We start from the raw sequence: 23,682 nt of genomic DNA, 5'->3' as shown, positions 1-23,682 counted from the left end.
TGCAGATACAGAGTCATCAGGAAGACGAGGGAGGTCTCGGTGGCGAAGGCCAGGACACCCGCGGCATTGCCGAAGGCGACCGTGCGCCGGGTCAGCACGCTCACCGGGACCAGCGGCGCCGCCGCACGCCGCTCCACGGAACGGAACACGAGCAGCAGGACCGCACCGACGGCCAGGATTCCGAGCGCGGTCGGGTCACCCCAGCCGTTCTCCCCGGCCCGGGTGAAGCCCAGCACCACCGCCAGCAGACCGAGCGTCACCGCCAGCGCCCCCGGCAGATCCAGCCGAGGCCGCTCGCCGGGACGGGACTGAGGCAGGACCATCGGGGCGATCACCAGCACCGCCGCCGCGACCGGCACGTTGATGAAGAACGACCACCGCCACGACAGCAGGTCCGTCAGCACACCGCCCAGTACCGCGCCCGTGGTGAACCCGGCCGACATCAGCGCCCCGTTCAGGCCCAGCGCCTTCCGCCGCAGCGGGCCCTCCGGGAACGCCGTCGTCAGCAGCGACAATCCCGCGGGGGTCACCGCCGCCGTCGCCAGCCCCTGGAAGACACGGGCGACGACCAGCACCTCAGGGCTGGTCGCGAGCCCACCCGCCAGCGACGCCAGCCCCAGCACCGCCAGCCCGCCGAGAAACAGCCGGCGCCGTCCGAACAGGTCCGCGACCCGCCCGAACAGCAGGGTGAACCCGGCCGCGCACAACGCGAACGCCGTCGCGATCCACTGCAGACTCCCCAGCGAGAACCCCAGCCCCCGCCCGATCGCCGGCAACGCCACATTCAGGATCGAGAAGTCCACCGCCAGCATGAACTGCGCCACCAGCAGCACGACCAGGGTCAGCCGCATCCGCGACGACACGCCACCCGCAGCATCCCCACCCCCCGAGCCGGTTACCACCGACCCCTCCACCACACCATCCACGACCGACATGAGATCCCCTTCGAGACGCTGAGATTCCAAGGCGCCGAGACGCCGGAAGACGTCGGCGGAAGGAATCCTGCGGCCCTGGACGGGGGCTACCCAGACCCCGGATCCGACGCGCCTCGCGCTGACGGGCCGCCCCCTGGGTGGTCAGAACCTGACCACCCAGGGCGGGAAGGAGACGGGCCCCGTGTCCGTTGGAGGGAGGGCACGGTCCACCGCACCGGATTCACGGGAGGGGCACCCCATGCCTGACTTCTCCGAGCTGAGCGACTTCCTGCGCAGCCGCCGAGCCGCTCTCACCCCCGAGGAGATCGGGCTGCCGCAGTTCGCGGAGCGGCGCCGGGTGCCCGGCCTGCGCCGTGAGGAGGTGGCTCTGGCGGCCGGCCTGAGCGTCACCCACTACACCCGGCTGGAACAGGGCCGCACGGTCCAGGTGTCCGACGCGGTCCTGGACGCCGTCGCCCGCACCCTGCGTCTGACGCCGGACGAGCACAGCCACCTGATGGATCTCGCCCGGCCGGAGACGGCCGCCTCCCGACGCGCCCAGTCGCCGCGCGCCACCTGCGCCGACCACGGTCTCCGCCAGCTCATCGACACCTTCACCGACACCCCGGCCCTGATCCTGGACCGGCGCAACGACATCCTCGCCTGGAACGCCATGGGGCATCTGCTGCTGGCCATGCACCTGGACTTCGACGCGCCCGAACATCCCGCGCGGCGGCCCAACCTGACCCGGATGCTCTTCCTCGACGAACGTACCCGGGACCTCTATCCGCGATGGCACGACGAGGCTCAACTCGCCGTCGCTTCCCTACGGTTGATGGCCGGGCGTCATCCCCATGACAAGCAGCTCGCCGAGCTGGTCGGCGAACTCATCATGAACAGCGAGGAGTTCGCCCGGCGCTGGGCCCGGCACCCGGTGCGCACCTGTGTCGCCGGCACCAAGGAGATGATCCATCCCCTGGTGGGTTCCCTGGAGTTGTCGTTCCAGAGTCTGCTGGTGCCCGGCGCCGCGGACCAGCGCGTGATCGCCTACAGCGCCCGCGTCGGCACCGAGTCCGAGGCCGCCCTGCGCCTGCTCTCCTCCACCCTCCGGGTACCGGAGGCGGGCATCGGGACCCCCGTCGACTGACCCGCCCCGCACCGCGTCCTCCGGTGCGCCGATCCCGCTGTCAGGCCCAGGGGGAGGTGACGGCCCAACTGGTGTCGTCGGCCCAGAACGCGGTGGCGTCCCACTCGTGGGAACCGCCGTCGCTCGCGGCGTAGACCGCGTGGTTGTAATGGCGTACGAAGTCGCTGGGATAGTTGGCGGAGCGGAGCGAGATGCCCTGGCCGTTGTGACTCGCCTGCGGGCAGAAGGTGGCGTCCTGCCGGAACAGCGCGCTGCCGTCGTTGCTGTCGATGCGCAGCCGGAAGTCGTAGTGCCGCAGGTACTGGCCGGGTTTGTCGGCGGACTCCAGGGAGACGCAGGAGGTGTCGCCCAGGCCGGCGCGTACGATCCAGGTGGCGGCGGACCTGTCGGCGGAGGAACTGGACGAGGAGACCGTCGCGATGGCGGCGTTGCTGTCGGCGCTGTCGTGCCGGAGGTACTCGGTGGTGCAGCAGGACGTGGTGGCCCGCAGCGAGACCCTGGAGCCCACGCCGAGCCCGCTCGCCGTGGAGGACGGCGCGTAGCCGGCCGCGTTGATGTTGGCCTGGACGGCGTTCTCGGTCGCGTCCGAGGGGTAGCCGGACGTCATGACGCCCTCGTAGAAGGTGCCGGCGGAGCCGTTGCTGTTGTCGCCGCCGATGCCGAGGATGATGGCCCCTTCCTTGTGCATCGGGTTGTAGCCGGAGACGTTGGGGCGCGGTCCGCTGTAGTAGGTGGACAGGCCGCCGGACTGTGCGTTGCCGGCCCGGATCGCCCACTTGTTCGCGCCGCCCTTGACGACGGCGGTGAGGAAGCGGTGGCTGACGCTGGGGTCGCCCGCGTTGTAGCCGGCGTTGACCCCGGAGAACAGGCCGTTCTCCAGGTCGGCCATGACCCAGGGGCCGTTGCCGCTGCCGTAGCCCCAGGCCTTGATGTTGCCGAAGTAGATGGCCTCCATGTGGCCGTTGCCGGTGTCGCGGCTGTTCGTCTCGGCGTTGCCGTAGTCGAAGCAGCAACCGCCGTTGTAGTGGGTGCCGTCGAGGATCGCGTACATGCCTTCCGGCTGGTCCCCGGTCGCGATGCCGTTGGTGTTGTTGTCGCGGTAACCGGTGCCGGGGGCGATGAAGACGCCGTACGCCTTGTGGCCACCCACGGTGACCGGCGCGGCGGCCGCTTCCGCGAGGTTGTCGTACCCGCCCGCGGCGGGGCCCGAGAACCCTCCGGGCGGCGCCTGGGTGAGGTGGTTGCCGCGGCCGGACTGGTCGTAGACGACGGTGATGAGGCAGCTCGTTCCCGCGCAGAACGCGTCCTGCGCGGCGGCGTCGGCGTAACCGCCGGCGTTGAGCACGCCGATGTCCCGGGTCGTCCCGTCCGAGGCGCGCTTGACCTGGTAGAGACGGCCGTTGTACGCGGAGTACAGCGCGCGGGTCGTGCTGTGCGCGGCCACGCAGGGGGTGCCGCCGGAGGCGTACAGGTCACAGGGGAGCGCGCCGGCTGCCGCGGCGCTGCCGCCTGCGGACGCCTGACCGCCGAGCATGGTCGTGGCGAGCGCCCATGCCAGTGCCAGGGTGAGCAGGGCGAGTGGTCTGATCCGCCGTAAGCGGCTCGAAGTCACGGACATGGGTTGTCTCCTCAGGTCGGTCATGCAGTGATCTCATCATGTGCATGACATTTCTAATCGATATTTCGAACACCGGTCGCAGATACGGACAGGCACTGATGATAGGAAGCCGCCGAAGGGTGTCAACAGCCCGCGCACGTCCGATACTTCGACCGTCGAAGGCCGAGGTCAGCGGCGTGGTGGCGTCCGCTCCGCGCGGACACGGCCCGCCCCCGGTCAGGGGACGGGCCGTCCTTTCCGCGCCGTCGGGTCGTCGGTCGTCGGGCCACCCGTGTCACGGGCTGGTGCACGTGAGGGCGGCCGGTGGGGCGGAGCCGCCGGTCACGGTGAAGCCGAAGGTGGTGCTGCCACCGGCTCCCAGCGTGCCGTTCCAGGAGGCGTTGCGCACCGACACGGTGCCGCTGGTGCCGGTGTTCTGGCCGTTCCAGAGGGAGGTGAGGGATTCGCCGGAGGGCAGGGGCAGCTTCACCGTCCAGCCCTGCAGCGTGCCGGAGCCGGGGTTGCCGACCGTCACCTCGCCCTGGTAGCCGCCCGACCAGGCGTTGACGGACCGGTACACGGCGGTGCAGGCGCCGCCCGTGTCACCGCCGGTGGTGCCGCCGTTGGCGGTTCCGGAGCTCGTACCACTGCTGGTGCCGCTGCTCGTGCCGGAGGTCGTTCCGGACGACGTGCCGGACGACGTGCCGCTGGTGGTTCCGGAGGTCGTGCCTCCGTCGTCCGTCAGGGTCGGTGTCTGCCAGGTGCGCCACTGCGCGAGGTTGCCGGCCTTGCCGGAGGCGATCCGGAACACCCCGGAGCCGCTGCCCGAACCCAGCAGGAACTTGGCGAGGTTCTGCTGAAGCGGGGTCTTCCACTCCGGCCTCACGGCGCAGTGCGTGCCGTCCTGGACGTCGGACCAGTAGGTGATGTTGCCGCCCGCGCCGAGCGACTTGTAGATCTCGGCGCCGCCCAGGGCGGCCACGCTGCCGGACCGGGCGCCGAGCCAGTCGACGTGCGGGTTCTCCATGATGAACAGGCCGCGCGGGGCGACCATGCCGACGATCTCGTGGGTGTCCACCGGCAGGGCGTTCGGGTTGCCGGTGTAGGGGCTGAAGGCGTCACCGAGCCAGGGCTGCTCCGAGTAGGCGCTGCTCAGCGGCTGGGAGCCGCTCTCCCCCGGGATCCCCCGGTAGATCGGGACGCCGCCGGTGCCCGACTCGATCGGCATGGTCAGGGCGATGCGCTGGTCGAACGCGCCCGCCACGAAGGCGCCCTTGCCGAACCGGGAGCAGCCCGTCACGCCGGTCGCCCCGGCCTTGAGGACCGTGCCGCCCGACTGCTCGATGACGTCGAGGATCCGGCTCACGCCCCAGGACCAGGCCATGAGCAGCCCGGTGCTGCTGGACGAGCCGTAGAGGCTGTAGAAGGCCCCCTGCTTGTTGTTGCGGGCCGTGCCCTCCTTGCCCACGGCGTACGGGTCGTAGTTGATGACGGCGACGCCTGAGGCCTTGATGGTGCTGGTGTCCGCGCCGAGTCCGCCGAGGACGACGACCGCGGGGAAGGGGCCGGATCCGCTGGGCAGATCGACACTCGCGGAGAAACTGGCGCTTCTGCCCTGGTCGCCGACGTTCACCGTGATGCGGGTCGATGAGACGGTCCCGGTCACGGACGCGGGCTTCGCGGGCTTCTGGCCGTAGATCGACCGCTCGGCCAGTTCCCTGATCTCCGCCCGGCGGCACCGCCAGTCCGACACGGTGTTGACGCGGGTGCCGTCCAGTTCGGTGAACGGGTCGGGCAGCAGCGACCCGGAGGGCGTGGAGCCCGTGCCGGGCACCGGGCAGTCGGCGCCGTCGTCCTCCACGCCGGAGGCGGCCGGTGCGGCGGCCACCACCGCTCCGGCGGGTCGGGCGTCGTGCAGGACCGAGCCGGTCAGGGCGGCCACGGCGGCCAGGGCTGTGGCCGCCATCAGTCCGGGGCGGTAGCGGCGTAAACGGTCTGAGCGCATGGGACCTCCGAGGAAGGCCGGGGAATGGGAAGGCCGGGGGCGGGAGGGCCGGGGGCCGGAGCGCCCCCGGCCCCCACTGGATGTCAGGAGCACGACAATCTCGGTCGAGAGCCGAGCCCGGTCAGCAGGTCAGCAGGTCAGCCGGTCAGCAGGTCAGCCGCTCACCGTGATGTTGGAGCCGCCGCTGCTCTGGTAGCCCTCGGTGGCGAGGATCATGTAGTAGCTGAAGCTGCCCAGCCGCATCCCGTAGCGGGCCCAGGCGTCGAAGTGGTTGCCGGTGGTGATGGTGCCGCCGGTCCTCTTCGACTGCCGCACGCTCCAGTACTGGTTGAAGGTCTTGGTGCCTTCCACGGAGGGGGCGTTGTACCGCGTCGTCTGGTAGATGTCGTACGTGCCGCCGTCGGTGGTGACCGTGCCCTTGTACGTCCCGGTGGGCCGGTAGGTGCCCCAGTTGTCGACGATGTAGTACTCGACGAGCGGGTTCGAGGTCCATCCGTACAGCGAGAGGTATCCGTTGCCGGACGGGCTGAAGCTGCCCGAGTAGCTCACGTTCCTGCGTCCGCCGTTGCTCCAGCCCTTGCCCGCGACGAAGTTGCCGCAGTTGCGCCACGAGGTGCTGTAGTTGCCGCCGGATCCCAGGGTCATGGAGACCGATCCGCCGCCGTCCGTCCAGAACGAGTAGTAGAACCCGTTGTTGGTGCCGGTCTGGTTGGTGGTGATGGTCGTGGCGGCCTGGGCGGTGCCGGGCAGCAGCAGCCCGGACGCGGACGTCGCCAGTGCCAGGGCACCGGCACGGCCGATGAAGCCCCTGCGGCTCATCGGGTGGGCGGGAGCGTTGTCCGTGTTCACGGTTCCTCCTGGTGAAGGCTGCCGGGCAGCCCGGCCGCACGACGCACCCCTGGTGGGGCTGATGAGACGTCAATCCGCGGGCTACCGAGGCGAGATGAGGGGGGTTGGGGGTGAGGATGTCCGCGCCGCGCGGCGCGGTGAAGGCGCCTCCGCTGCGAGACGCTTCGATCGCTGGAGAGTATGGGCCCGGCTCGGAACGGCGGTCAATGACTCTGTTTCCGAAAACTCTTCGAAAGTTCACTGTCGATATCCCAGGTGACAATCGAAAGATTTCGACACTCCACGCCGTAGGTGTCCTCAAGAACACTTTCGGCCACCGTTCGTGCACTCAGAGGCCACCATTGAGCGAGGGCGCGATGCGATGTCATCTCGATCGAATCGCACGCTACTCGAAAGTTTCGACCAGGGTGAGGGGCGGGGTGTGCACCCTCAGAGGTCGCCGGGAGCGGCGAGGCCGGTCAGGGCGCCGACCGGGTCCAGGTCGGGGGTGCCCCGGGGCCACCAGTCGTCGCGACCGGGCTCGGACTCGTACGCGTACCACAGCCCGTCCCGGCCGAGGCGGAGCTGGATGTGGCCGTTGGGGTGGGTGAGCCGGTTGCGCGAGGGGCGGAAGGCGGGCAGGTCGGCGGCGAGGAGCAGCGGACGGGCCCGGTCGAAGCGGCCGGCCGGCGGATCCCAGGGCTCCTCCAGGACGGCGAGCCCTTCCAGGCCGCCCTGCCGCCAGGCGGCCACCGCGCGTGCCAGGTCGGCGGGGGTGCGACCGGTGACGGAGGCGAGGGAGGAGTACAGGGCGCGGGTGGCGGCGGTCAGCCCGGAGCCGGGGCGGGCCGCGGCGAGTCGTACCGCGTCCCGCCACAGCGTCAGACCACCGACGGGGTCCCGCCCGGTGGTGAGCAGCGCGTGGGCGCGGGCGGCGGCGTCGGTCGCGAGCTGGTCGAGGGCGAAGGGGTCCGGGCCGCCCGGCGCCGCCGGATACACCGGGGGCTGCCCGGGGTGCGGAGGCGGCGGCAGCGGGGCGGGCAGGGGCGGCAGCCGGCGGGGGGCGAGGGCGTCACTGGCGCGCACCCCCGGCAACGGCTCCGGCGCGCGCTCGCGCGCGGCCCGGGCGGATCGTGCGGCACTCAGCCGGGAGAGGGCGTCCAGCAGCTCACGCTCGCCCCGGCCGCGGAGCAGGAGCAGGACGAACGGGTCGGCGTCCAGCAGCCGCGCCGTCTGGTAGCACAGGGCCGCCGCGTGTTTGCAGGGGTGACCGCGGTCGGGGCAGCTGCAGTGCGGGGCGAGGTCGCCGGGGCCGGGGAGCAGCGGGACGCCGCAGTCGGCCAGGGACTGGGGCATCTCCTTGTCCAGGAGCGCTGCGATGTGTCCCGGCCGTTCGGCTGCGGCGTCCAGGAACCGGTCCCAGTCGGCGTCGTCCAGCGTCCGCACCCGGACCTGGACCCGGTACGGCCGCGGGCGGCTTCCCCGTACGTACGCCAGGACGAGGCCCGGGGTCACGGTGATGGCGTCCACGTGCCCCTGCTCCGCGTAACCCCGCCCTCGGACCAGCCGCGCCGCGTCCAGCGCGCCCTTCTCCAGCGCGTCCAGCCACGCCTCGCCCCACCAGGTCTCGGCGAAGCCGGACGCGCCCGCCGTCCGGACCGGCAACGCCGGGAAGGTCCGCCGCACATCACCGTCCCGCCGGGGCGAGGCCATGGTGCGGGGGACGGGATGGGGTGCGTGCAGTGCGGTGGCGTCCCTGGAGGACTCCGCCGCCTCCCCCTCCGGCCGACCGGACCCGGAACCGGCACCACGCCGGGCGGAGACCGCGGCACGCAGAGCCTCACGAGCCACATCGCCCGGCCGGTCGGCATCGGCGGCGCCCGCCCGCCCCGGCCGGTCCGCCTCGGCGACCGGCCGCACCTGCCGCACCGGCTGCTCCGACGGCCCTGGCCGCTCCGACGCGCGAACCCCGCCGACCTCGGGGCGGGACGCGCTATGGGCCCCGGCGGACTTCACCGCCTCCTTCTCCGGCCCACCGGACCCGGAACCGGCACCACGCCGGGCGGAAACCGCGGCACGCAAAGCCTCACGAGCCACATCGCCCGGCCGGTCGCCACCACCACCGGCGCCCGCCCGCTCCGGCTGAACGGCGTCAGGGGCCGGCTGTTCCGGCCGCTCGGGTTGTTCGGGCCGCGCGGGTTGTTCGGGCCGCTCGGGTTGTGCGGGTGGTTCCGGCTGGAGGCTCTGTCGGGGCTCGGGCTCTCGGGGCTCGGGCTTTCGGGGGACTTCCGGGTCCTGTGTCGGGGTCGGCCGCTGTTGCCTGGCCGCCCGGAGGGCTCGGCGTGCCGCGTCGGCGGGTCGTGGGTTCATCGGCCCTCCCTCCGCAGCGACACCAGCTCGGACAGTTCACGGTCGGTCAGTTCGGTCAGGGCCGACTCGCCGGTGCCGAGGATCGCGTCGGCCAGGGCGCGCTTGGCGGCCAGCATCTCGGCGATACGGTCCTCGACGGTGCCCTCGGTGATCAGGCGGTGGACCTGGACGGGCTGGGTCTGGCCGATGCGGTAGGCACGGTCGGTGGCCTGTTCCTCGACCGCCGGGTTCCACCAGCGGTCGAAGTGGACGACGTGGCCCGCGCGGGTGAGGTTCAGGCCGGTTCCGGCCGCCTTCAGCGACAGGACGAGGACGGGGGTCGCGCCCTCCTGGAACCGGTCGACCATGCGCTCGCGCTCCGGGACCGGCGTACCGCCGTGGAGGAGGTCGACGGGGACGGCGCGGGCGGCGAGGTGGGTCGTGATCAGGCGGGCCATGCCGACGTACTGGGTGAAGACCAGGGCCGAGCCGTCCTCGGCGAGCAGGGTGTCGAGCAGCTCGTCCAGCAGGGCGAGTTTGCCCGAGCGGGTGGCCAGGCGGTCGCCGCCGGGCGGGTGCTCCTCCTTCAGGTAGAGCGCGGGGTGATCGCAGATCTGCTTGAGCGAGGTCAGCAGCTTCAGCACCAGGCCCCGGCGGGCGATGCCCTCGGCGGTCTCGATGGCGAGCATCGACTCGCGCACCACCGCCTCGTACAGCGCGGCCTGTTCCCGGGTGAGCGGGACCGGGTGGTCGGTCTCGGTCTTGGGCGGCAGCTCGGGGACGATGCCGGGGTCGGACTTCCTGCGGCGCAGCAGGAAGGGCCGGACCAGGCGGGCCAGCCGCTCCACCGCCTGCTCGTCCTCGCCGTTCTCCACCGCGCGCGCGTGCCGGGCGCGGAAGGACTTCAGGGGGCCCAGGAGTCCAGGGGTGGTCCAGTCGAGCAGGGCCCACAGTTCGGAGAGGTTGTTCTCCACGGGTGTGCCGGTGAGGGCCACGCGCGCGGGCGACGGGAGCGTGCGCAGGGCCTTCGCGGTCGCCGAGTACGGGTTCTTGACGTGCTGTGCCTCGTCCGCGACGACCATTCCCCACTCCTGCTCGGCCAGCCGGGGCGCCGCCGACCGCATGGTGCCGTACGTGGTGAGGACGAACCCGCCGGACAGGTCGTCCAGGGTGCGGTCGGGGCCGTGGAAGCGGCGGACGGGGACGCCGGGCGCGAACCGGGTGATCTCCCGCTGCCAGTTGCCCAGCAGGGAGGCCGGGCAGACCACGAGGGTGGGTGCGCGGTGCGCCCTCTTCAGGTGCAGGGCGATGACGGTGACGGTCTTGCCGAGGCCCATGTCGTCGGCGAGGCAGCCGCCGAGGCCGAGGGAGGTCATGAGGTCGAGCCAGGCCAGGCCGCGCAGCTGGTAGTCGCGCAGGGTGGCGGCGAGTCCGGGTGGCGGTTCGGCCGGCCGGACTCCGGCCGTGATGCGGTCCCGCAGGGCGGCCAGCGCGCCCACCGGCACCGCCTCGACGGTCTCGCCGTCGACCTCCGCGGCGCCGGTGAGGGCGACGGAGAGCGCGTCGACCGGGTCGAGCAGACCCAGATCGCGCTTGCGGGCCTTGCGGACGAGGGCGGGGTCGACGAGCACCCAGCTGTCCCGCAGCCGTACGACCGGGCGGTGGGCCTCGGCGAGCACGTCCATCTCGGACTCGGTGAGGGGGTCGCCGCCGAGTGCCAGCTGCCAGCGGAAGCTCAGCAGCTGCTCGGACTCGAAGAAGCCGGTGCCGTCGGTCGCGGAGCCAGGCGCGGGTCGCACCACGGCGGTGGCGGCGAGGTCCTGGGCGAGGTCCCGCGGCCAGTGCACGGCGACGCCGGCCGCCGCGAGCCGGGTCGCGGCCACACCGAGGAGTTCGCTCACCTCCTCCTCGGACAGGGCGAGCACGTCGGGGGCCTCCTGCTCGCCGAGCCGGTCCAGCGGTGGCCAGACGCGGGCCGCGCGGCGCACGGCGAGGGCGGCGTCGGCCCGCGCGCGCGGGCCGAAGGCCGCGTCGGCCTTCCCCGCCCACAGGGCCGCCGCGTCGGCGACGAGGGTGGGGTCGGCGAGGCTGTGCACCTGGACGATCGCCGCGCCCGCCCGGCGGGCCGTCCCGCCGTCACCGCCGTCACCGGCGTCGCCGTCGAACAGGTCGTACGCGGACAGGTCCAGGCGCAGTGAGATCCGCACGCCGGCGTCCATGCCGGCGGCGACCTCGGCCGCCCAGTCGCGGGCGGCCGGCAGGTGCTGCGGCCGGCGGTCGGCGAAGGGCCTGCCGGAGGTGTGGGGTGCGGCGGGGGTCCGGGGCAGGGTGTCGGCGACGGCGTCGAGGAAGGCGCGCAGCAGTGCCTCGGGTTCGGGCAGCCGGAGCGGGCCGGTGCCGGGCAGCGGCACGGCGTGGCCCTCGTACGGCAGGGCGGCGGCGATCGCGCGCAGGTGCGCGATGTCGTCCGGGTCGAGGGGGCCCGCGCGCCAGGCGTCGTGCCCGGTGGCGGTCAGGCCGGGCAGCATCCGTCCGCGGGCGGTGAGCCGCAGCGCGTGCAGCGCGGCCGCTCCCCAGCAGGCGGTGGCGGGGTGGGCCGCCGGGTCCTGCCGGGCGCGCACGAGGTGGGGAAGGGCCGCGTCGACCGGCAGGGTGAGGGCAGGTGCCGTCCTGCGGCGGACGCCCCGCCCGTGGGGTGCGACGACGGTGAGCTCCGTGCGCGCGGAAGGGGCGCCGGGCGGCCGCTCCTCGTGCCACACCTCGTCGGCCGGGTCCCAGAAGGCGACGCGGCCCTCGCGCGGGAGGGGTGCGGGCAGGAAGACGGCGGCCAGTCGCACGGACACGGCGTCCGCCGCGCCGACCGTCTCGGCCACGGCCATGTCGCTCATACGTCCTGTCACCTCCCCCTCACCGGTCGAGTCGGTCGTCTTCGACTCTACGGGCGGGGTCTGACAATCGGCTCCGGCGACGGCCCGCAAGGCCGGAGGGCGCCCGGCGTCAGGGGACGGTGCGGGAGACGACGTAGACCATCGGCAGAACCGGGTTGGAGAGGTTCACGATGACGTCCTGGGTGGGCGCGGGGTTCTTCTGGTGGTGGCTCAGGCCCCACCAGGGTCCGGGGCCGGTGAACTTCCAGCCGCTGATCTTCTGGTCGCGGGCGCTGATGGTGATGGCGCCCTTCTTCAGGTCGTTCCGGTTCACGCCCATGGCGTCGAGGTAGGTGTCGAGGCCGGCCTGGGTGGTGCGGAACTGGACGTAGAGACGGCTGGTCTTCCAGTTGTTCGTCTCGTAGGAGGCGACGCGGTCGGCCGGGTGCGGGATCGGCACCTGGTAGAGGCGGCGCTGCACCTTGGCGGGATAGGTGGGGGTGAGGCCGGTCGCCGCGTACTTGGCCTCCTTGTCCTTGCCGCTGTCGCGGCTCTGGTTGGCGGAGATGACCAGATAGCCGGCCGGCACGCCGATCAGCAGCACGATGATCAGCAGGGTGAGGGCCCGGCGGCTGTTGCGGTGCCGGCGGTCCTCGGCCGGCCGGGGCGGTGGTGCGTCGGGGGGCGTCGCCTGGCGTGGCAGCGACATCGTCACAGCGCCTCCCGGGCCGCCCGCCGGGCCTCGGCGTACCGCTCGTAGCGCTCGTGGCGCTCCACGCGGCGCCGCTTGGCGCGCCGGAAGCGGCGGGCGACGAGCCGGGCGAGGTCGGCGGCGCCGACCATGCCGGCCTCGGGGCCGAGCTGCGCGCGCACGATGCGGGCCTCGGGGCGGTAGCCGCGGCCGGTGAGGTGGCGTTTGAAGGCGTCCCGGGCGGGGCCGATCAGCAGGTCGTCGGCCGCGGAGACGCCGCCGCCGATGACGAAGCAGGACGGGTCGAGGGCGGCGGCCAGGTTGGCGATGCCGACGCCGAGCCACTGACCGATGTCCTCCAGCAGCTCGATGCACATGGCGTCGCCCTCGCGGGCCAACTCGGTGATCATCGGGCCGGTGATGTCGGAGATGGAGCCCTTGACGTGCTCGATGATCCCGTAGGCCACCGGGGAGTCGGCCGCGGCCAGTTCGCGCGCCTCGCGCACCAGGGCGTTGCCGGAGCTGTACTGCTCCCAGCAGCCGCGGTTGCCGCAGGGACAACGGTGGCCGCCGGGCACGACCTGCATGTGCCCGAACTCGCCGGCGACGCCGTACCTGCCCCGCTTGACCTGGCCGTCCTCCAGGATCGCGCCGCCGATGCCGGTGCCGAGCGTGATCATGACGAGGTGGTCCTCGTCGCGGCCTGCGCCGAAGCGCCACTCGGCCCAGGCGGCGGCGTTGGCGTCGTTGTCGACCAGGACCGGCACGGACAGGCGTTCGGAGAGTCGGTCGCGCAGCGGCTCGTTGCGCCAGGACAGGTGGGGGGCGAACAGCACCCGGTTGCGGTCGGCGTCGACCCAGCCGGCCGCGCCGATGCCGACGGCGTGCACGTCGTGCCGGTCGGAGAGGTCCAGGACCAGCTCGACGATGGTGTCCTCGACGACCTTCGGGCTCTTGGACTTGTCCGGGGTCTCCGTGCGGAGCCTCTCCAGGATGTTGCCGTCGGCGTCGACGACGCCCGCCATCACCTTGGTGCCGCCGATGTCGATCCCGACCGTGGGCACCCGGGGTGCGGTCAGGTGCGAGCGGCGCTCCCGGGTGCCGACCGTGCGCAGCACGGGGGCGCGGCGGGAGCCGATGGGGGCGGTGAGGTCGCGGTAGGTGCTCATCGGCCTCGATTCTGCCGCACCGCCGGTAAGGGTGTCGTAGGGGGCATGGAGGGGCGGGTGTCCCGTACGGCCCGCACGCACGCGCGTGGAGGCCGTACGAGCGGGTCCCCGCCTCGCCCTACGGAGTGCTTTTCTCCAGCTCGTGACGGAGGTCGTCGAGCTCGCTGCCGCCCGCCATCTGACGGGTCAGCTCCTCCAGGGTGATCTCCTCGCGTGTGTGACGGCCCACCATCGTGCCCCGCTTCAGCAGCACGAAGCGGTCCCCCACGAGGTACGCGTGGTGCGGGTTGTGCGTGATGAGGACAACACCGAGGCCCTGGTCCCGGGCGGCGGCCACGTACTTCAGGACCACGCCGGACTGCTTCACGCCGAGCGCCGCCGTCGGCTCGTCCAGGATCAGCACCTTCGCCCCGAAGTGGACCGCCCGCGCGATCGCCACGCACTGGCGTTCACCGCCGGACAGGGTGCCGATGGGCTGGTCGACGTCCCGGAGGTCGATGCCCATGCGGAGCAGGGCCTCGCGGGTGGTGCGGCGCATGAGGCCGATGTCGAGGCGCTTGAACGGGCCCGCGCCCTTGCGGGGCTCGGAGCCGAGGAAGAAGTTGCGCCAGACCGGCATCAGGGGGACGACCGCCAGGTCCTGGTAGACCGTGGCGATACCGCGGTCCAGGGCGTCGCGCGGGGAGGCGAGCCGGGTCTCCTCGCCCTCGATGCGCAGGGTGCCGCCGTCGTGCCGGTGCAGGCCGGCGATCGTCTTGATCAGCGTCGACTTGCCGGCGCCGTTGTCGCCGAGGACGCAGGTGATCTCGCCCGCGTGGACCTCCATGGAGACGCCCTGGAGGGCGCGGACGGTGCCGTAGTGCTTGCTGACGTCGGTCAGCTCGATCAGCGGCGCGCGCTCGGGGGTTCCTGGTGTGCGCCCGGTGGTCTCCGGCGTGCGCTCGACGGCCTCCGGCGTGCGCCCGGTGGTCTCGGTCATGTCGTCGTCGCCTCCGCGCGCTTGCGGACCCAGGCGTTCAGCAGGGTCGCGAGGAGCAGCATCGCTCCCAGGAAGAACTTGAACCAGTCGGGGTTCCACTCGGCGAAGACGATGCCCTTGCTGGTCATGCCGAACAGGAGCGCGCCGACCGCCGAGCCGACGGCGCTGCCGTGGCCGCCGGTGATCAGGCAGCCGCCGATGACGGCGGCGATGATGTAGATCAGTTCGTTGCCGACGCCCTCGCCGGACTGGACGGCGTCGAAGGAGAACAGCAGGTGCTGGCCGGAGATCCAGGCGCCGAGGGCCACGCCCATGTAGAGGGCGATCTTGGTCCTGGTGACCGGTACCCCGACCGCGCGGGCCGCGTCCTGGTTGCCGCCCACCGCGAAGATCCAGTTGCCGGCGCGGGTGCGCAGCAGGATCCAGGAGGCGAGGGCGACCAGGCCCAGCCACCACAGGATGGTGACCTTGACCTGGACACCGCCGATCGTCAGGGTCGAGGCGAAGACGGCGTGGGCGCTCGTGAAGCCTTCCATGTCGGCGATGGTCTTGGTGGAGACCGTGCCGTCGATCAGCTTGGTGAAGCCGAGGTTCATGCCGGTCAGCATCAGGAAGGTGCCGAGCGTGATGATGAAGCTGGGCAGCTTGGTGCGGGTGAGCATGAAGCCGTTGAAGGCGCCGACCGCGAGGGTCACCAGGAGCGAGACGCCCACGCCGACCCAGGTGTTCGCCGTCATCTGGTAGCTGAACATCGACGAGATCAGCGCCGAGGAGGTCACCATCACGCCCGCGGACAGGTCGAACTCGCCGCCGATCATCAGCAGGGCGACCGGGACCGCCATGATGCCGATCGTCGACGACGCGTACAGGACGGTGCTGAGGCTGGAGGCACGCAGGAAGCCGTCGGCGGCGACGGCGAAGAAGACGAAGACGGCGAGTGCGCCGACGACCGAGCCCAGCTCGGGGCGGGAGAGCAGCTTCCGCAGCGGAGAGCTCTGAAGAATCCTTTCGTCAGCCGTTCGTTCCATGGTCGCGCTCATCGGGTGCCCCGCTTCGCGTACTCCTCCAGCGCGGCCGCCTGGTCCTTGGTGACGATCTGCGGGCCGGTGAGCACGGGCCTGCCGCCGCCGAGGACGTCGCCGTTGTACTTGTACAGCCACAGCAGGTCGACGGCCTGGTAGCCCTGGAGGTACGGCTGCTGGTCGACGGCGAAGCCGAGCGTGCCGTCCCTGAGCTCGGCGGCGACCTTGGCGTTGAGGTCGAAGGTGTCGATCTCCGCTTTGCTGCCCGCGTCCGTCTTCGCCTTCACGGCCGTGTCCGCGTACGGGGCGCCGAGGGTGACGACCGCGTCGACGGACTTGTCGGCCTGGAGCTTGGCCTCGATCGCGGACTGTACGTCCGGCATGTCGGTGCCGTTGACGTAGAGGTTCTCGACCTTGCCGGCGAACGTCTTCGCCACACCGGCGCAGCGCTGCTCGTGGCCGACGTTGCCCTGCTCGTGCAGGACGCACAGGGCCCTCCTCTTCCCGCGCTTGGTCAGCTCCTCCCCCACGGCCTGGCCGGCCACGGTCTCGTCCTGGCCGACGTGGGTGAGCGCGCCGAACGCCTTGGACTGGGCCGAGCCGGAGTTCACCGTGATGACCGGGATGCCCGCCTTCTCGGCGCGGGCCAGGGCCGCCTTCAGCGCGTCGGGCTTGGCCAGCGTGACGATGATGCCGTCGACCTTCTTGTCCACGGCCGCGTCGACGAGCTGCGCCTGCTGCTGGGCCTCGTCGTCGTGCGAGTACAGGAAGTTGATGTTGTCCTTGACGGCGGCCTGCTTGGCACCGCTCTGCACGATGTCCCAGAAGGTGTCGCCGTCACCGGAGTGGGTGATCATCGCGAAGGTCCAGCGGGGAGTGTTCACCGCCGCCCTTCCCTGGGCCGCCGCGGCCTTGCGGGCGTCCTCCGCCCGTTTGCCGCCGGTGCTGCTGCATCCCGCGAGGGACAGCGACAGTGCCCCTGCCAGCGCGATGCCTACCCAGGTTGGAAATCGTGCCACGAGGCCGTGCCCTTCTTGCCGTGTTCGAACGTACGCGCGGGGCTGACGGCGATCCCATCAGCCCCGAACATCCCATTATCGGACACGGGCGCGGCGGAACGGACGGCCGGGGAGCGGAGCGCGGTCACATTGTCCGGACATTGCGACGAAGCCATGCACGCCGGAGGTGAAGCCACGCGCGCCGGAGGCGGGGGCACCACGCTCGCGGAAGGGGACAGGGCCGGGCGCCGCTCAGGACCGTACGAGCAGCTGGAATTCGAAGGAGTAGCGGGAGGGCCGGTAGGTGTGGGTGCCGAACTCCACGGCGCGGCCGGTGTCGTCGAACGTGGTGCGCTGCATGGTGAGCAGGGCGGCGCCCTCCTCCTCGCCGAGCCGCTCGGCCTCGTCGCGGGTCGCGGCACGGGCGCCGATGGACTGGCGGGCGCTGTGGAGGGTGATCCCGGCGGAGCGCATCAGCCGGTACAGGCCGGTCGCCTCCAGCTGCCCGGTGTCCAGGTCCAGGAGACCCAGGGGGAGGTGGTTGACCAGATACGCCATCGGCTCGCCGTGCGCGAGCCGCAGCCGTTCGATGCGCTGCACGTCGCCGTCCTCGGCCACGCCGAGGGCCGCGGCGACCTCGGCGGAGGCCGGGACGACCGTGTTGACCAGGACCGTGGTCGCCGGCCGTTGCCCGGCCGCCTCCAGGTCGTCGTAGAGGCTGCTCAGCTCCAGCGGGCGCTTGACCTGGCTGTGCACGACCTGGGTGCCGACACCGCGGCGGCGCACCAGCAGGCCCTTGTCGACGAGCGACTGGATGGCCTGGCGGACGGTGGGCCGGGACAGGCCGAGCCGTGCGGCGAGCTCGATCTCGTTGCCCAGCAGGCTGCCGGGGGTGAGGGCGCCGTGCTCGATCGCCGCCTCCAGCTGCTGCGCCAGCTGGAAGTACAACGGCACCGGCGAGCTCCGGTCCACGCGGAGATCGAGCGGGGCGGTGGGGTCCACGACTGGTTTCGGCACGGGCCGAGCGTAGCCCCGTGGCCGGTTGACGGGAAGTCGTGTAGTCAGATTGTCCGGACATGGAGATTGACAGGGGCCCGGGTCCGCCCCCACTTTGTTTCCATGCGCATCGGGGTCATCGGTACGGGCCGTATCGGCACCGTCCATGCGAACACGCTCAGCCGTCATCGCGACGTCGGCTCGCTGATCCTCACGGACGCCGACCCGGCGCGGGCGCAGGCGCTGGCCCACCGGCTGGGCGAGACGGCGGCGCCCGGGGTGGACGAGATCTTCACCTGGGGCGTGGACGCCGTGGTGATCACCACGGCGACCTCGGCGCACGCCGAACTGATCGGCCGGGCGGCACGCTCGGGACTCCCGGTGTTCTGCGAGAAGCCGATCGCCCTGGACCTGCCGGGCACGTTGCACGCCCTCGCGGAGGTGGAGGCGGCCGGCACGATCCTCCAGATGGGTTTCCAGCGGCGTTTCGACGCGGGCTACGCCGGTGCCCGGGAGGCGGTGCGCTCGGGCCGGCTCGGCCGGCTGCACACCGTGCGCGCGCTCACCTCCGACCAGGCACCGCCGGCCGCCGCGTGGCTGGCGCTGTCCGGCGGGCTGTTCCGGGACACGCTGATCCACGACTTCGACGTACTGCGCTGGGTGACGGGACGTGAGGTCGTCGACGTGTACGCCACCGGGTCCGACGCCGGTCCCGCGATGTTCCGCGAGGCGGGCGACGTCGACACCTGCGCGGCGGTGCTGACCCTCGACGACGGCACCCTCGCCACGGCCACGGCGACCCGGCTGAATGGCGCGGGCTACGACGTCCGCATGGAGCTGGCCGGAGAGCTGGACCAGATCGTGGTCGGCCTCGACGACCGGACGCCCATCGCGTCCACCGAGCCGACCGGGCCACCGGCCGCGGACAAGCCGTGGACCGGGTTCCTGGAGCGCTTCGGCCCGGCCTACGAGGCCGAGCTGTGCGCCTTCGTCGAACTGGTGCTCGGCGCACGGCCCAACCCGTGCGACGGACGCGAGGCCCTCCAGTCCCTGCGCATCGCCGAGGCCTGCGAACTCTCCCGCCGCGAGCACCGCGCGGTCGGCCTCGCGGAGATCGCCGGAGAAGCCCGGGCGTGGGCCGGGTAGCCGCCTTACGCAGGAACTCGGGGCCTGGGCGGCCGCCGTACGCGGGAACTCGGAGTCGGGTGGCCCCCGTTAGCAGGAACTCGGGGCCTGGGCGGCCGCCGTACGCGGGGACTCGGGGCCAGGGTCGCCGCCGTACGCAGGAACCCGGAGTCGGGTGGCCCCCATTAGCAGGAACTCGGGGCCTGGGCGGCCGCCGTACGCGGGGACTCGGGGCCAGGGTCTCCGCCGTACGCAGGAACCCGGAGTCGGGTGGTCGCCGTCCGCGGGAGCCCGGCGCCGGACAGCCGCCCTACGCAGGAACACGGCGCCGGACAGCCGCCCTACGCAGGAACCCGGGCCTGACAGCCGCCGTGCGACCGAGCTTGGGCCGATGCCTCCGGGCTCACCGGCATCCGCGGACGCGCCGCCCGGCCCCGTCGGCATCCGCCGCCACGTCGACCGGCTCCCACGGGCATCCACCGACGGGCATCCATCGGACGCGGTCCGATCCCCCGACGTGAGCCGTCGGTCCGGGCGGCCGACGGCCGTCCTCGCCCGTGTCCGTCCCCGGCCCGCATCCGGCCCCCCGCGACGGTCCGCGGGGATGACCGCCGGTCGGCCGCGGCTACCAGCGGACCGGCAGGCTTCGGACGCCCCGGATCAACATGCCCGGCAGCCACTCGCCCGGCGGGCCGTCGAGGGCGAGGCCGGGGGCGCGGTGGAGGAGCCCGCGCAGGGCGGTGCGGGCCTCCAGGCGGGCCAGGGGGGCACCGAGGCAGTAGTGCATGCCGTGACCGAAGGCGAGGTGGCCGCGGGTGTCACGGTGGATGTCGAAGCGGTCCGGGGCGGGGAAGCGGCTGCCGTCCCGGCCGGACGCGGTGAGGCCGATCATCACCGGCTCGCCCCGCGCGATGGCGGTACCGGCGATCTGGAGCGGCTCGGCCGCGTACCGGAACGTGGCGTTCTCCACCGGGCCCTCGTGGCGCAGCGTCTCCTCGACGGCGCCGTCGACGAGATCGAGGTCGGCGCGCAGTGCGGCGAGCTGGTCGGGGTGGGTGAGCAGGGCGTGCACGCTGTTGGTGATGAGGTTGACCGTGGTCTCGTGGCCCGCGATCAGCAGCAGGAAGGCCATGCCGCGCAGCTCCCCGGGGGAGAGCCGGTCACCGTCCTCGGCGGTGGTGCGGATCAGGTCGCTGAGCAGGTCGTCGGCCGGGCCGGCGGACCGCTTGTCCTCGATCAACTCGGTGAGGTAGGCACCCAGCCGCTCCACGGCCCGCAGGTTCGCCTCGTCGCTGGTCGGCGCGACCACCTCGTTCGACATCTCGCGGAACGCGGCCCGGTCGATCTCCGGCACGCCGAGCAGCTCGCAGATGACCGTGATCGGCAGCGGGTACGCGAAGGCCTCCACGAGGTCGGCGCGTCCGCGCGGCAGCATGGCGTCCAGCAGCTCGTCGGTGATCTGCTGGACCCGGGGCCGCAGCGCCTCGACCCGGCGGGCGGTGAACGCGCGGGTCACCAGCGAGCGCAGCCGCGTGTGCTGCGGCGGATCGGTGATCAGCAGGTGCTTGCCGATCGTCTGCTCCTCGAGGAACGTCACGTCCACCGCGCCGGCGTCCTTGACCAGCCTCGGGTCGGCGAGGGCGGCGCGCGCCTCTTCGTGTCCGACGACGAGCCAGGTGTCGTAGCCCTCGGGCGGTGGCAGCCGTACCCAGTGGACCGGGCCGAGTTCGCGAAGGCGCGCGTAGACCGGGTGCGGGTCCTCGCGGAACCCCTCCCCGTACTCGGTCAGATCGATCACGTCCGCCATCACCACTCCCCTCCGGAGCACGAGCGGCTCCCCCTGACCCGGCAACGCACGGCACCTCCTGCAAGTGCCCGGAACCCTAGGTCCTGTCGTCCTCGAGGAGCCCGGCGTCGTGGGCGAGCAGCGCGATCTGCACCCGGTTGCCGAGGTCGAGCTTGGCCAGGATGCGCGAGACGTGGGTCTTGACGGTGGCGACGCTCATGAACAGTTCCGCGGCGATCTGGGCGTTGGCCAGACCCCGGCCGACGCGGACGGCCACCTCCCGCTCCCGCTCGTTGAGGGCGGTGACGCGTTCCCGCGCGCGGGTGCGCCGGTCGTCGGCGGCGTCGCCGGCCGCGTGCCGTATCAGCTGGCGGGTGACGGTCGGCGAGAGCACCGGGTCGCCCGCCGCGACCCGGCGCACCGCCTCGACGATCTCGGCCGGCGGGGTGTCCTTGAGCACGAACCCGGCCGCGCCCGCGCGCAGCGCCCGCAGCACCTGCTCGTCGGCGTGGAAGGTGGTCAGGACCACGATCTGCGGTGCGTCGGGGCGTCCCCGCAGCCGCTCGGTGGCCGTCAGGCCGTCCACGCCCGGCATCCGTACGTCCATGAGGACGACGTCCGGCCTGGTGCGCTCCACCAGGGCCTCCACCTCGCTGCCGTCGGCCGCCTCGCCGACGATCTCGATGTCCTCGGCGCCGCCCATCATGAGGGACAGCCCCGCCCTCACCAGCGGGTCGTCGTCCACGAGGAGCAGTCGGATCGCGGTCATGGGCCCCACCCAACCAAACCGCCGGCGCGCCGGCCAAACCGGCCCGCCGTCGCCGGACGCGCACCCGGCGGCCCGGTGGGAGAATGATCGATCATGCGTGCCGCGTACATCGAGCGACTGGGTTCACCCGACGTCATCCGCTGGGGTGAGCTGCCCGCGCCCGTGCCGGGTCCCGGCGAGGTGCTGGTGGACGTCCTGGTGACCACGGTCAATCCGGTGGACACCTTCGTCCGCTCCGGGGTGTTCCGTACGCCGGTCCCCCTGCCGTTCGTCATCGGGCGCGATCTCGTGGGCACCGTCGTCTCACCCGGATGCGGCTTCGCCGTGGGCGAGACGGTGTGGTGCGACAGCCTCGGCCACGACGGGCGGCAGGGGGCGACCGCCGAGCAGGCCGTGGTGCCCGCCGACCGCCTGTACCGGCTGCCGGCCGGTGTACGCCCGGAGGAGGCGGTGGCCGTGTTCCATCCCGCCGCCACCGCCCATCTGGCCCTGCACACGCACGGCGGGCTGCGCCCGGGCGAGACGGTGCTGGTCGGCGGCGCGGGCGGCAACGTGGGCAGCGCGCTGGTGGAGCTCGCGGCACGGGCGGGGGCCCGAGTGCTCGCGACGGCGGCGCCGCGTGACCACGCCCACGTACGGTCGCTGGGGGCGGCGGAGGTCCTGGACTACCGCGCCGACGGCCTCGCCGAGCGGCTGGCGGCGCTGGCGCCCCACGGGGTGGACGTCCATGTCGACACCTCCGGCCATCACGATCTCAGGGCCGCGGTCGGCCTGCTCGCACGCCGTGGGCGCATCGTCCTCATGGCCGGCCCCGGGGCCGAGCCGGTGCTGCCGGTCGGCCCGCTCTACATGAAGGACGGGTCGCTGCGCGGCTTCGTCATCTCCCATGCGACGGTCGCGGAACTCGCCGAGGCGGCGGCCGCGATCGACGAGCTGCTGGCGGCGGGCGGCCTGCGCCCCCGGTCGGTCGAGCACCGCCCCATGAGCGAGGCCGCGGAGGTCCACCGCCGACTGGAGCGGGGCGACCTGCACGGCCGGCGCGTCGTGCTTCATCCCTGACCGATCCCCGCTGTCGGACCGCCGCCGTCCGCCCGACCGCCCCCGCCAGGCGCCGCGAGCCCGGCATGATCGGCGGGACACCCCCGGAGGCTGCCTACTCCCAGGGAAGACGCGCCCGTACCTCGAAGCCGCCGTCACTGGTGGGACCGTGCCGCAGGGCGCCGCCCGCGAGGGTGGCGCGTTCGGTGAGGCCGATCAGGCCCTGGCCGGAGCCGGGGACGTGGGGCACCTCGCCCTCGGGAGCCGGGTTGCGCACGGAGATCGCCAGACCCTCTCCGGCGGCACCCGTGACGGTCACGGCGACCTCGGTGCCGGGGGCGTGTTTGCGGGCGTTGGTCAGAGCCTCCTGGGCGACGCGGTAGGCGGTGCGGCCGACGGAGGCGGGCACGGCGGCCGGATCGGTGACCTCGTCGGTCAGCGTGACCTTCATGCCGGCCTCCCGGCACTCGGCGACCAGCGCGTCCAGCGCGGCGAGAGTCGGCTGGGGGTGCCCGGCGTCGTCGGAGTCGCCGGTGCGCAGCACACCGATGATCTCCCGGAGGTCCTGCAAGGCCTCGTGCGCGCTCTCCCGGATGACCCCGGCGGCCCGCGCGACCTCCTCGCGGGGCGCGTCGGGACGGAACTCCAGCGCCCCCGCGTGCACGCTCAGCAGGGTCAGCCGGTGGGCGAGGACGTCGTGCATCTCGCGGGCGATGGCCTCGCGGGCGAGCCGCTGCGCCTGCTCGGCGCGCAGCCGCGCCTCCGTCTCGGCGCGCCGGGCGCGGTCGCGCAGGCTCAGCATGAGCTGCCGTTTGGACCGTACGAACATGCCCCAGCCGATGACCGAGACGGTCAGCAGGGCGGAGAAGGCGACCACACCCGCGTACGGCAGGTCCGGGTCCGGGCGCAGCCAGTAGAAGACCGGGAGCAGTGCGAGGCTGACGCCCCCGGCCCAGGCGACGTACCGGAAGGGCCGGTGCACGGCGAGCGTGAAGAGGGCGACGAGGCCGGTGCCGGCCGAGGTGTTCGAGACGAGGCCGACGGGGATCATCGCGACGGCCAGCCCCAGCGGGTGCCTGCGGCGCAGCCAGACCGCGCCGCAGGCCAGCGCGCCGAGCACCTGGTCGACGACGGCGAGGGCGTGCGGCAGGTGTGTCTCGTTGCGCAGGGAGTCGGCGGCGGCCAGTCCCAGGGCCGCCGCCAGGAGGAAACAGAAGAAGTCGACGAACCAGTCGCGCGCGGTGCGCCGCGACCGTCCCGGCAGCCCGGGCCGTCCGGCGTCGGGGTCGAGTTCGTCGAGCACGGCGGACGGCAGCCACCACCGTCGCCTCGTCACCACCGGCGATCGCGGCGTCGTCCCGTCATTGCTCACGTTCACCCAATGTACGCAGACGCCGGTGGT

General features: G+C 72.8%; 18 protein-coding genes. 3 read left to right on the top strand and 15 right to left on the bottom strand.

The genetic code is table 11. The features are described from left to right. Window positions 1-851 (bottom strand): MFS transporter (locus tag ABZ484_RS06515; protein WP_358864756.1); only part of this gene is annotated, 851 nt, incomplete at its 3' end. 322 nt (window positions 852-1,173) lie between these two features. On the opposite strand from ABZ484_RS06515, the gene ABZ484_RS06510 reads away from it, so the two are divergent. Next, a complete protein-coding gene (locus ABZ484_RS06510) occupies window positions 1,174-2,061 on the top strand; it encodes a helix-turn-helix transcriptional regulator (RefSeq protein WP_358864751.1) in 888 nt (295 codons plus the stop codon). Window positions 2,062-2,101: 40 nt separating this feature from the next. On the opposite strand, the gene ABZ484_RS06505 is transcribed toward ABZ484_RS06510, so the two are convergent. From ABZ484_RS06505 to ABZ484_RS06455, 11 genes are all read right to left on the bottom strand, one after another. Then, the gene (locus ABZ484_RS06505; RefSeq protein WP_358864755.1) at window positions 2,102-3,595 is read right to left on the bottom strand and encodes an alpha-L-arabinofuranosidase B; all 1,494 of its coding nucleotides are present in this window, start codon (window positions 3,593-3,595) and stop codon (window positions 2,102-2,104) included. 358 nt (window positions 3,596-3,953) lie between these two features. Continuing rightward, window positions 3,954-5,663, bottom strand: coding sequence for a cellulose binding domain-containing protein (locus ABZ484_RS06500; RefSeq protein WP_358864750.1), 1,710 nt, complete (start codon window positions 5,661-5,663; stop codon window positions 3,954-3,956). Between the two features lie 153 nt (window positions 5,664-5,816). Then, window positions 5,817-6,512 (bottom strand): glycoside hydrolase family 11 protein, encoded by a 696-nt coding sequence (locus ABZ484_RS06495; protein ID WP_358864749.1) that lies wholly within the window; start codon window positions 6,510-6,512, stop codon window positions 5,817-5,819. A gap of 429 nt (window positions 6,513-6,941) precedes the next feature. Continuing rightward, window positions 6,942-8,861: an SWIM zinc finger family protein gene (locus ABZ484_RS06490; RefSeq protein WP_358864748.1), complete on the bottom strand. Its 1,920-nt coding sequence runs from the start codon at window positions 8,859-8,861 to the stop codon at window positions 6,942-6,944. Continuing rightward, window positions 8,858-11,728, bottom strand: coding sequence for a DEAD/DEAH box helicase (locus ABZ484_RS06485; protein WP_358864747.1), 2,871 nt, complete (start codon window positions 11,726-11,728; stop codon window positions 8,858-8,860). The genes ABZ484_RS06490 and ABZ484_RS06485 overlap by 4 nt, the downstream gene beginning before the upstream one ends. Before the next feature lie 109 nt (window positions 11,729-11,837). Continuing rightward, window positions 11,838-12,422, bottom strand: coding sequence for a sugar kinase (locus tag ABZ484_RS06480; RefSeq protein WP_358864746.1), 585 nt, complete (start codon window positions 12,420-12,422; stop codon window positions 11,838-11,840). Further along, window positions 12,419-13,567: an ROK family glucokinase gene (locus ABZ484_RS06475; protein ID WP_358864745.1), complete on the bottom strand. Its 1,149-nt coding sequence runs from the start codon at window positions 13,565-13,567 to the stop codon at window positions 12,419-12,421. The genes ABZ484_RS06480 and ABZ484_RS06475 overlap by 4 nt, the downstream gene beginning before the upstream one ends. A 118-nt stretch (window positions 13,568-13,685) precedes the next feature. Further along, window positions 13,686-14,546 carry an ATP-binding cassette domain-containing protein gene (locus ABZ484_RS06470; RefSeq protein ID WP_358864744.1) on the bottom strand — a complete coding sequence of 287 codons (861 nt, stop codon included), beginning with the start codon at window positions 14,544-14,546 and terminating at the stop codon, window positions 13,686-13,688. Then, entirely contained in the window at window positions 14,543-15,586 is a 1,044-nt protein-coding gene (locus ABZ484_RS06465) for an ABC transporter permease (RefSeq protein ID WP_358864743.1), read from the bottom strand. Before ABZ484_RS06465 ends, ABZ484_RS06470 begins: the two co-directional genes overlap by 4 nt. Then, window positions 15,583-16,587, bottom strand: a complete 1,005-nt coding sequence (locus tag ABZ484_RS06460) for a sugar ABC transporter substrate-binding protein (protein WP_358864742.1) — start codon at window positions 16,585-16,587, stop codon at window positions 15,583-15,585. The genes ABZ484_RS06465 and ABZ484_RS06460 overlap by 4 nt, the downstream gene beginning before the upstream one ends. A 231-nt stretch (window positions 16,588-16,818) precedes the next feature. Further along, on the bottom strand, window positions 16,819-17,568 hold the full coding sequence (locus ABZ484_RS06455; protein WP_358864754.1) for a GntR family transcriptional regulator: 750 nt from the start codon (window positions 17,566-17,568) through the stop codon (window positions 16,819-16,821). Between the two features lie 117 nt (window positions 17,569-17,685). Here ABZ484_RS06455 and ABZ484_RS06450 point away from each other — a divergent pair, with 117 nt between their 5' ends. Continuing rightward, window positions 17,686-18,708 (top strand): Gfo/Idh/MocA family oxidoreductase, encoded by a 1,023-nt coding sequence (locus tag ABZ484_RS06450; protein WP_358864741.1) that lies wholly within the window; start codon window positions 17,686-17,688, stop codon window positions 18,706-18,708. Window positions 18,709-19,312: 604 nt separating this feature from the next. Here the strand turns inward: ABZ484_RS06450 and ABZ484_RS06445 are convergent. Next, the gene (locus ABZ484_RS06445; protein WP_358864740.1) at window positions 19,313-20,494 is read right to left on the bottom strand and encodes a cytochrome P450; all 1,182 of its coding nucleotides are present in this window, start codon (window positions 20,492-20,494) and stop codon (window positions 19,313-19,315) included. A gap of 76 nt (window positions 20,495-20,570) precedes the next feature. After that, complete coding sequence (locus ABZ484_RS06440; protein ID WP_358864739.1) at window positions 20,571-21,242, bottom strand: response regulator transcription factor; 672 nt, start codon at window positions 21,240-21,242, stop codon at window positions 20,571-20,573. Between the two features lie 93 nt (window positions 21,243-21,335). Here ABZ484_RS06440 and ABZ484_RS06435 point away from each other — a divergent pair, with 93 nt between their 5' ends. Next, a complete protein-coding gene (locus tag ABZ484_RS06435) occupies window positions 21,336-22,301 on the top strand; it encodes an NADPH:quinone reductase (protein WP_358864738.1) in 966 nt (321 codons plus the stop codon). Between the two features lie 94 nt (window positions 22,302-22,395). On the opposite strand, the gene ABZ484_RS06430 is transcribed toward ABZ484_RS06435, so the two are convergent. Beyond that, a complete protein-coding gene (locus ABZ484_RS06430) occupies window positions 22,396-23,658 on the bottom strand; it encodes a histidine kinase (protein WP_358864737.1) in 1,263 nt (420 codons plus the stop codon). Window positions 23,659-23,682: the final 24 nt, after the last annotated feature.

The organism is Streptomyces sp. NPDC006393, assembly GCF_040628575.1.
Taxonomy (GTDB): Bacteria; Actinomycetota; Actinomycetes; order Streptomycetales; family Streptomycetaceae; genus Streptomyces.
The sequence above is the reverse complement of the archived record's forward strand: the minus strand, read 5'-3'. Positions and strand labels throughout refer to the sequence as shown.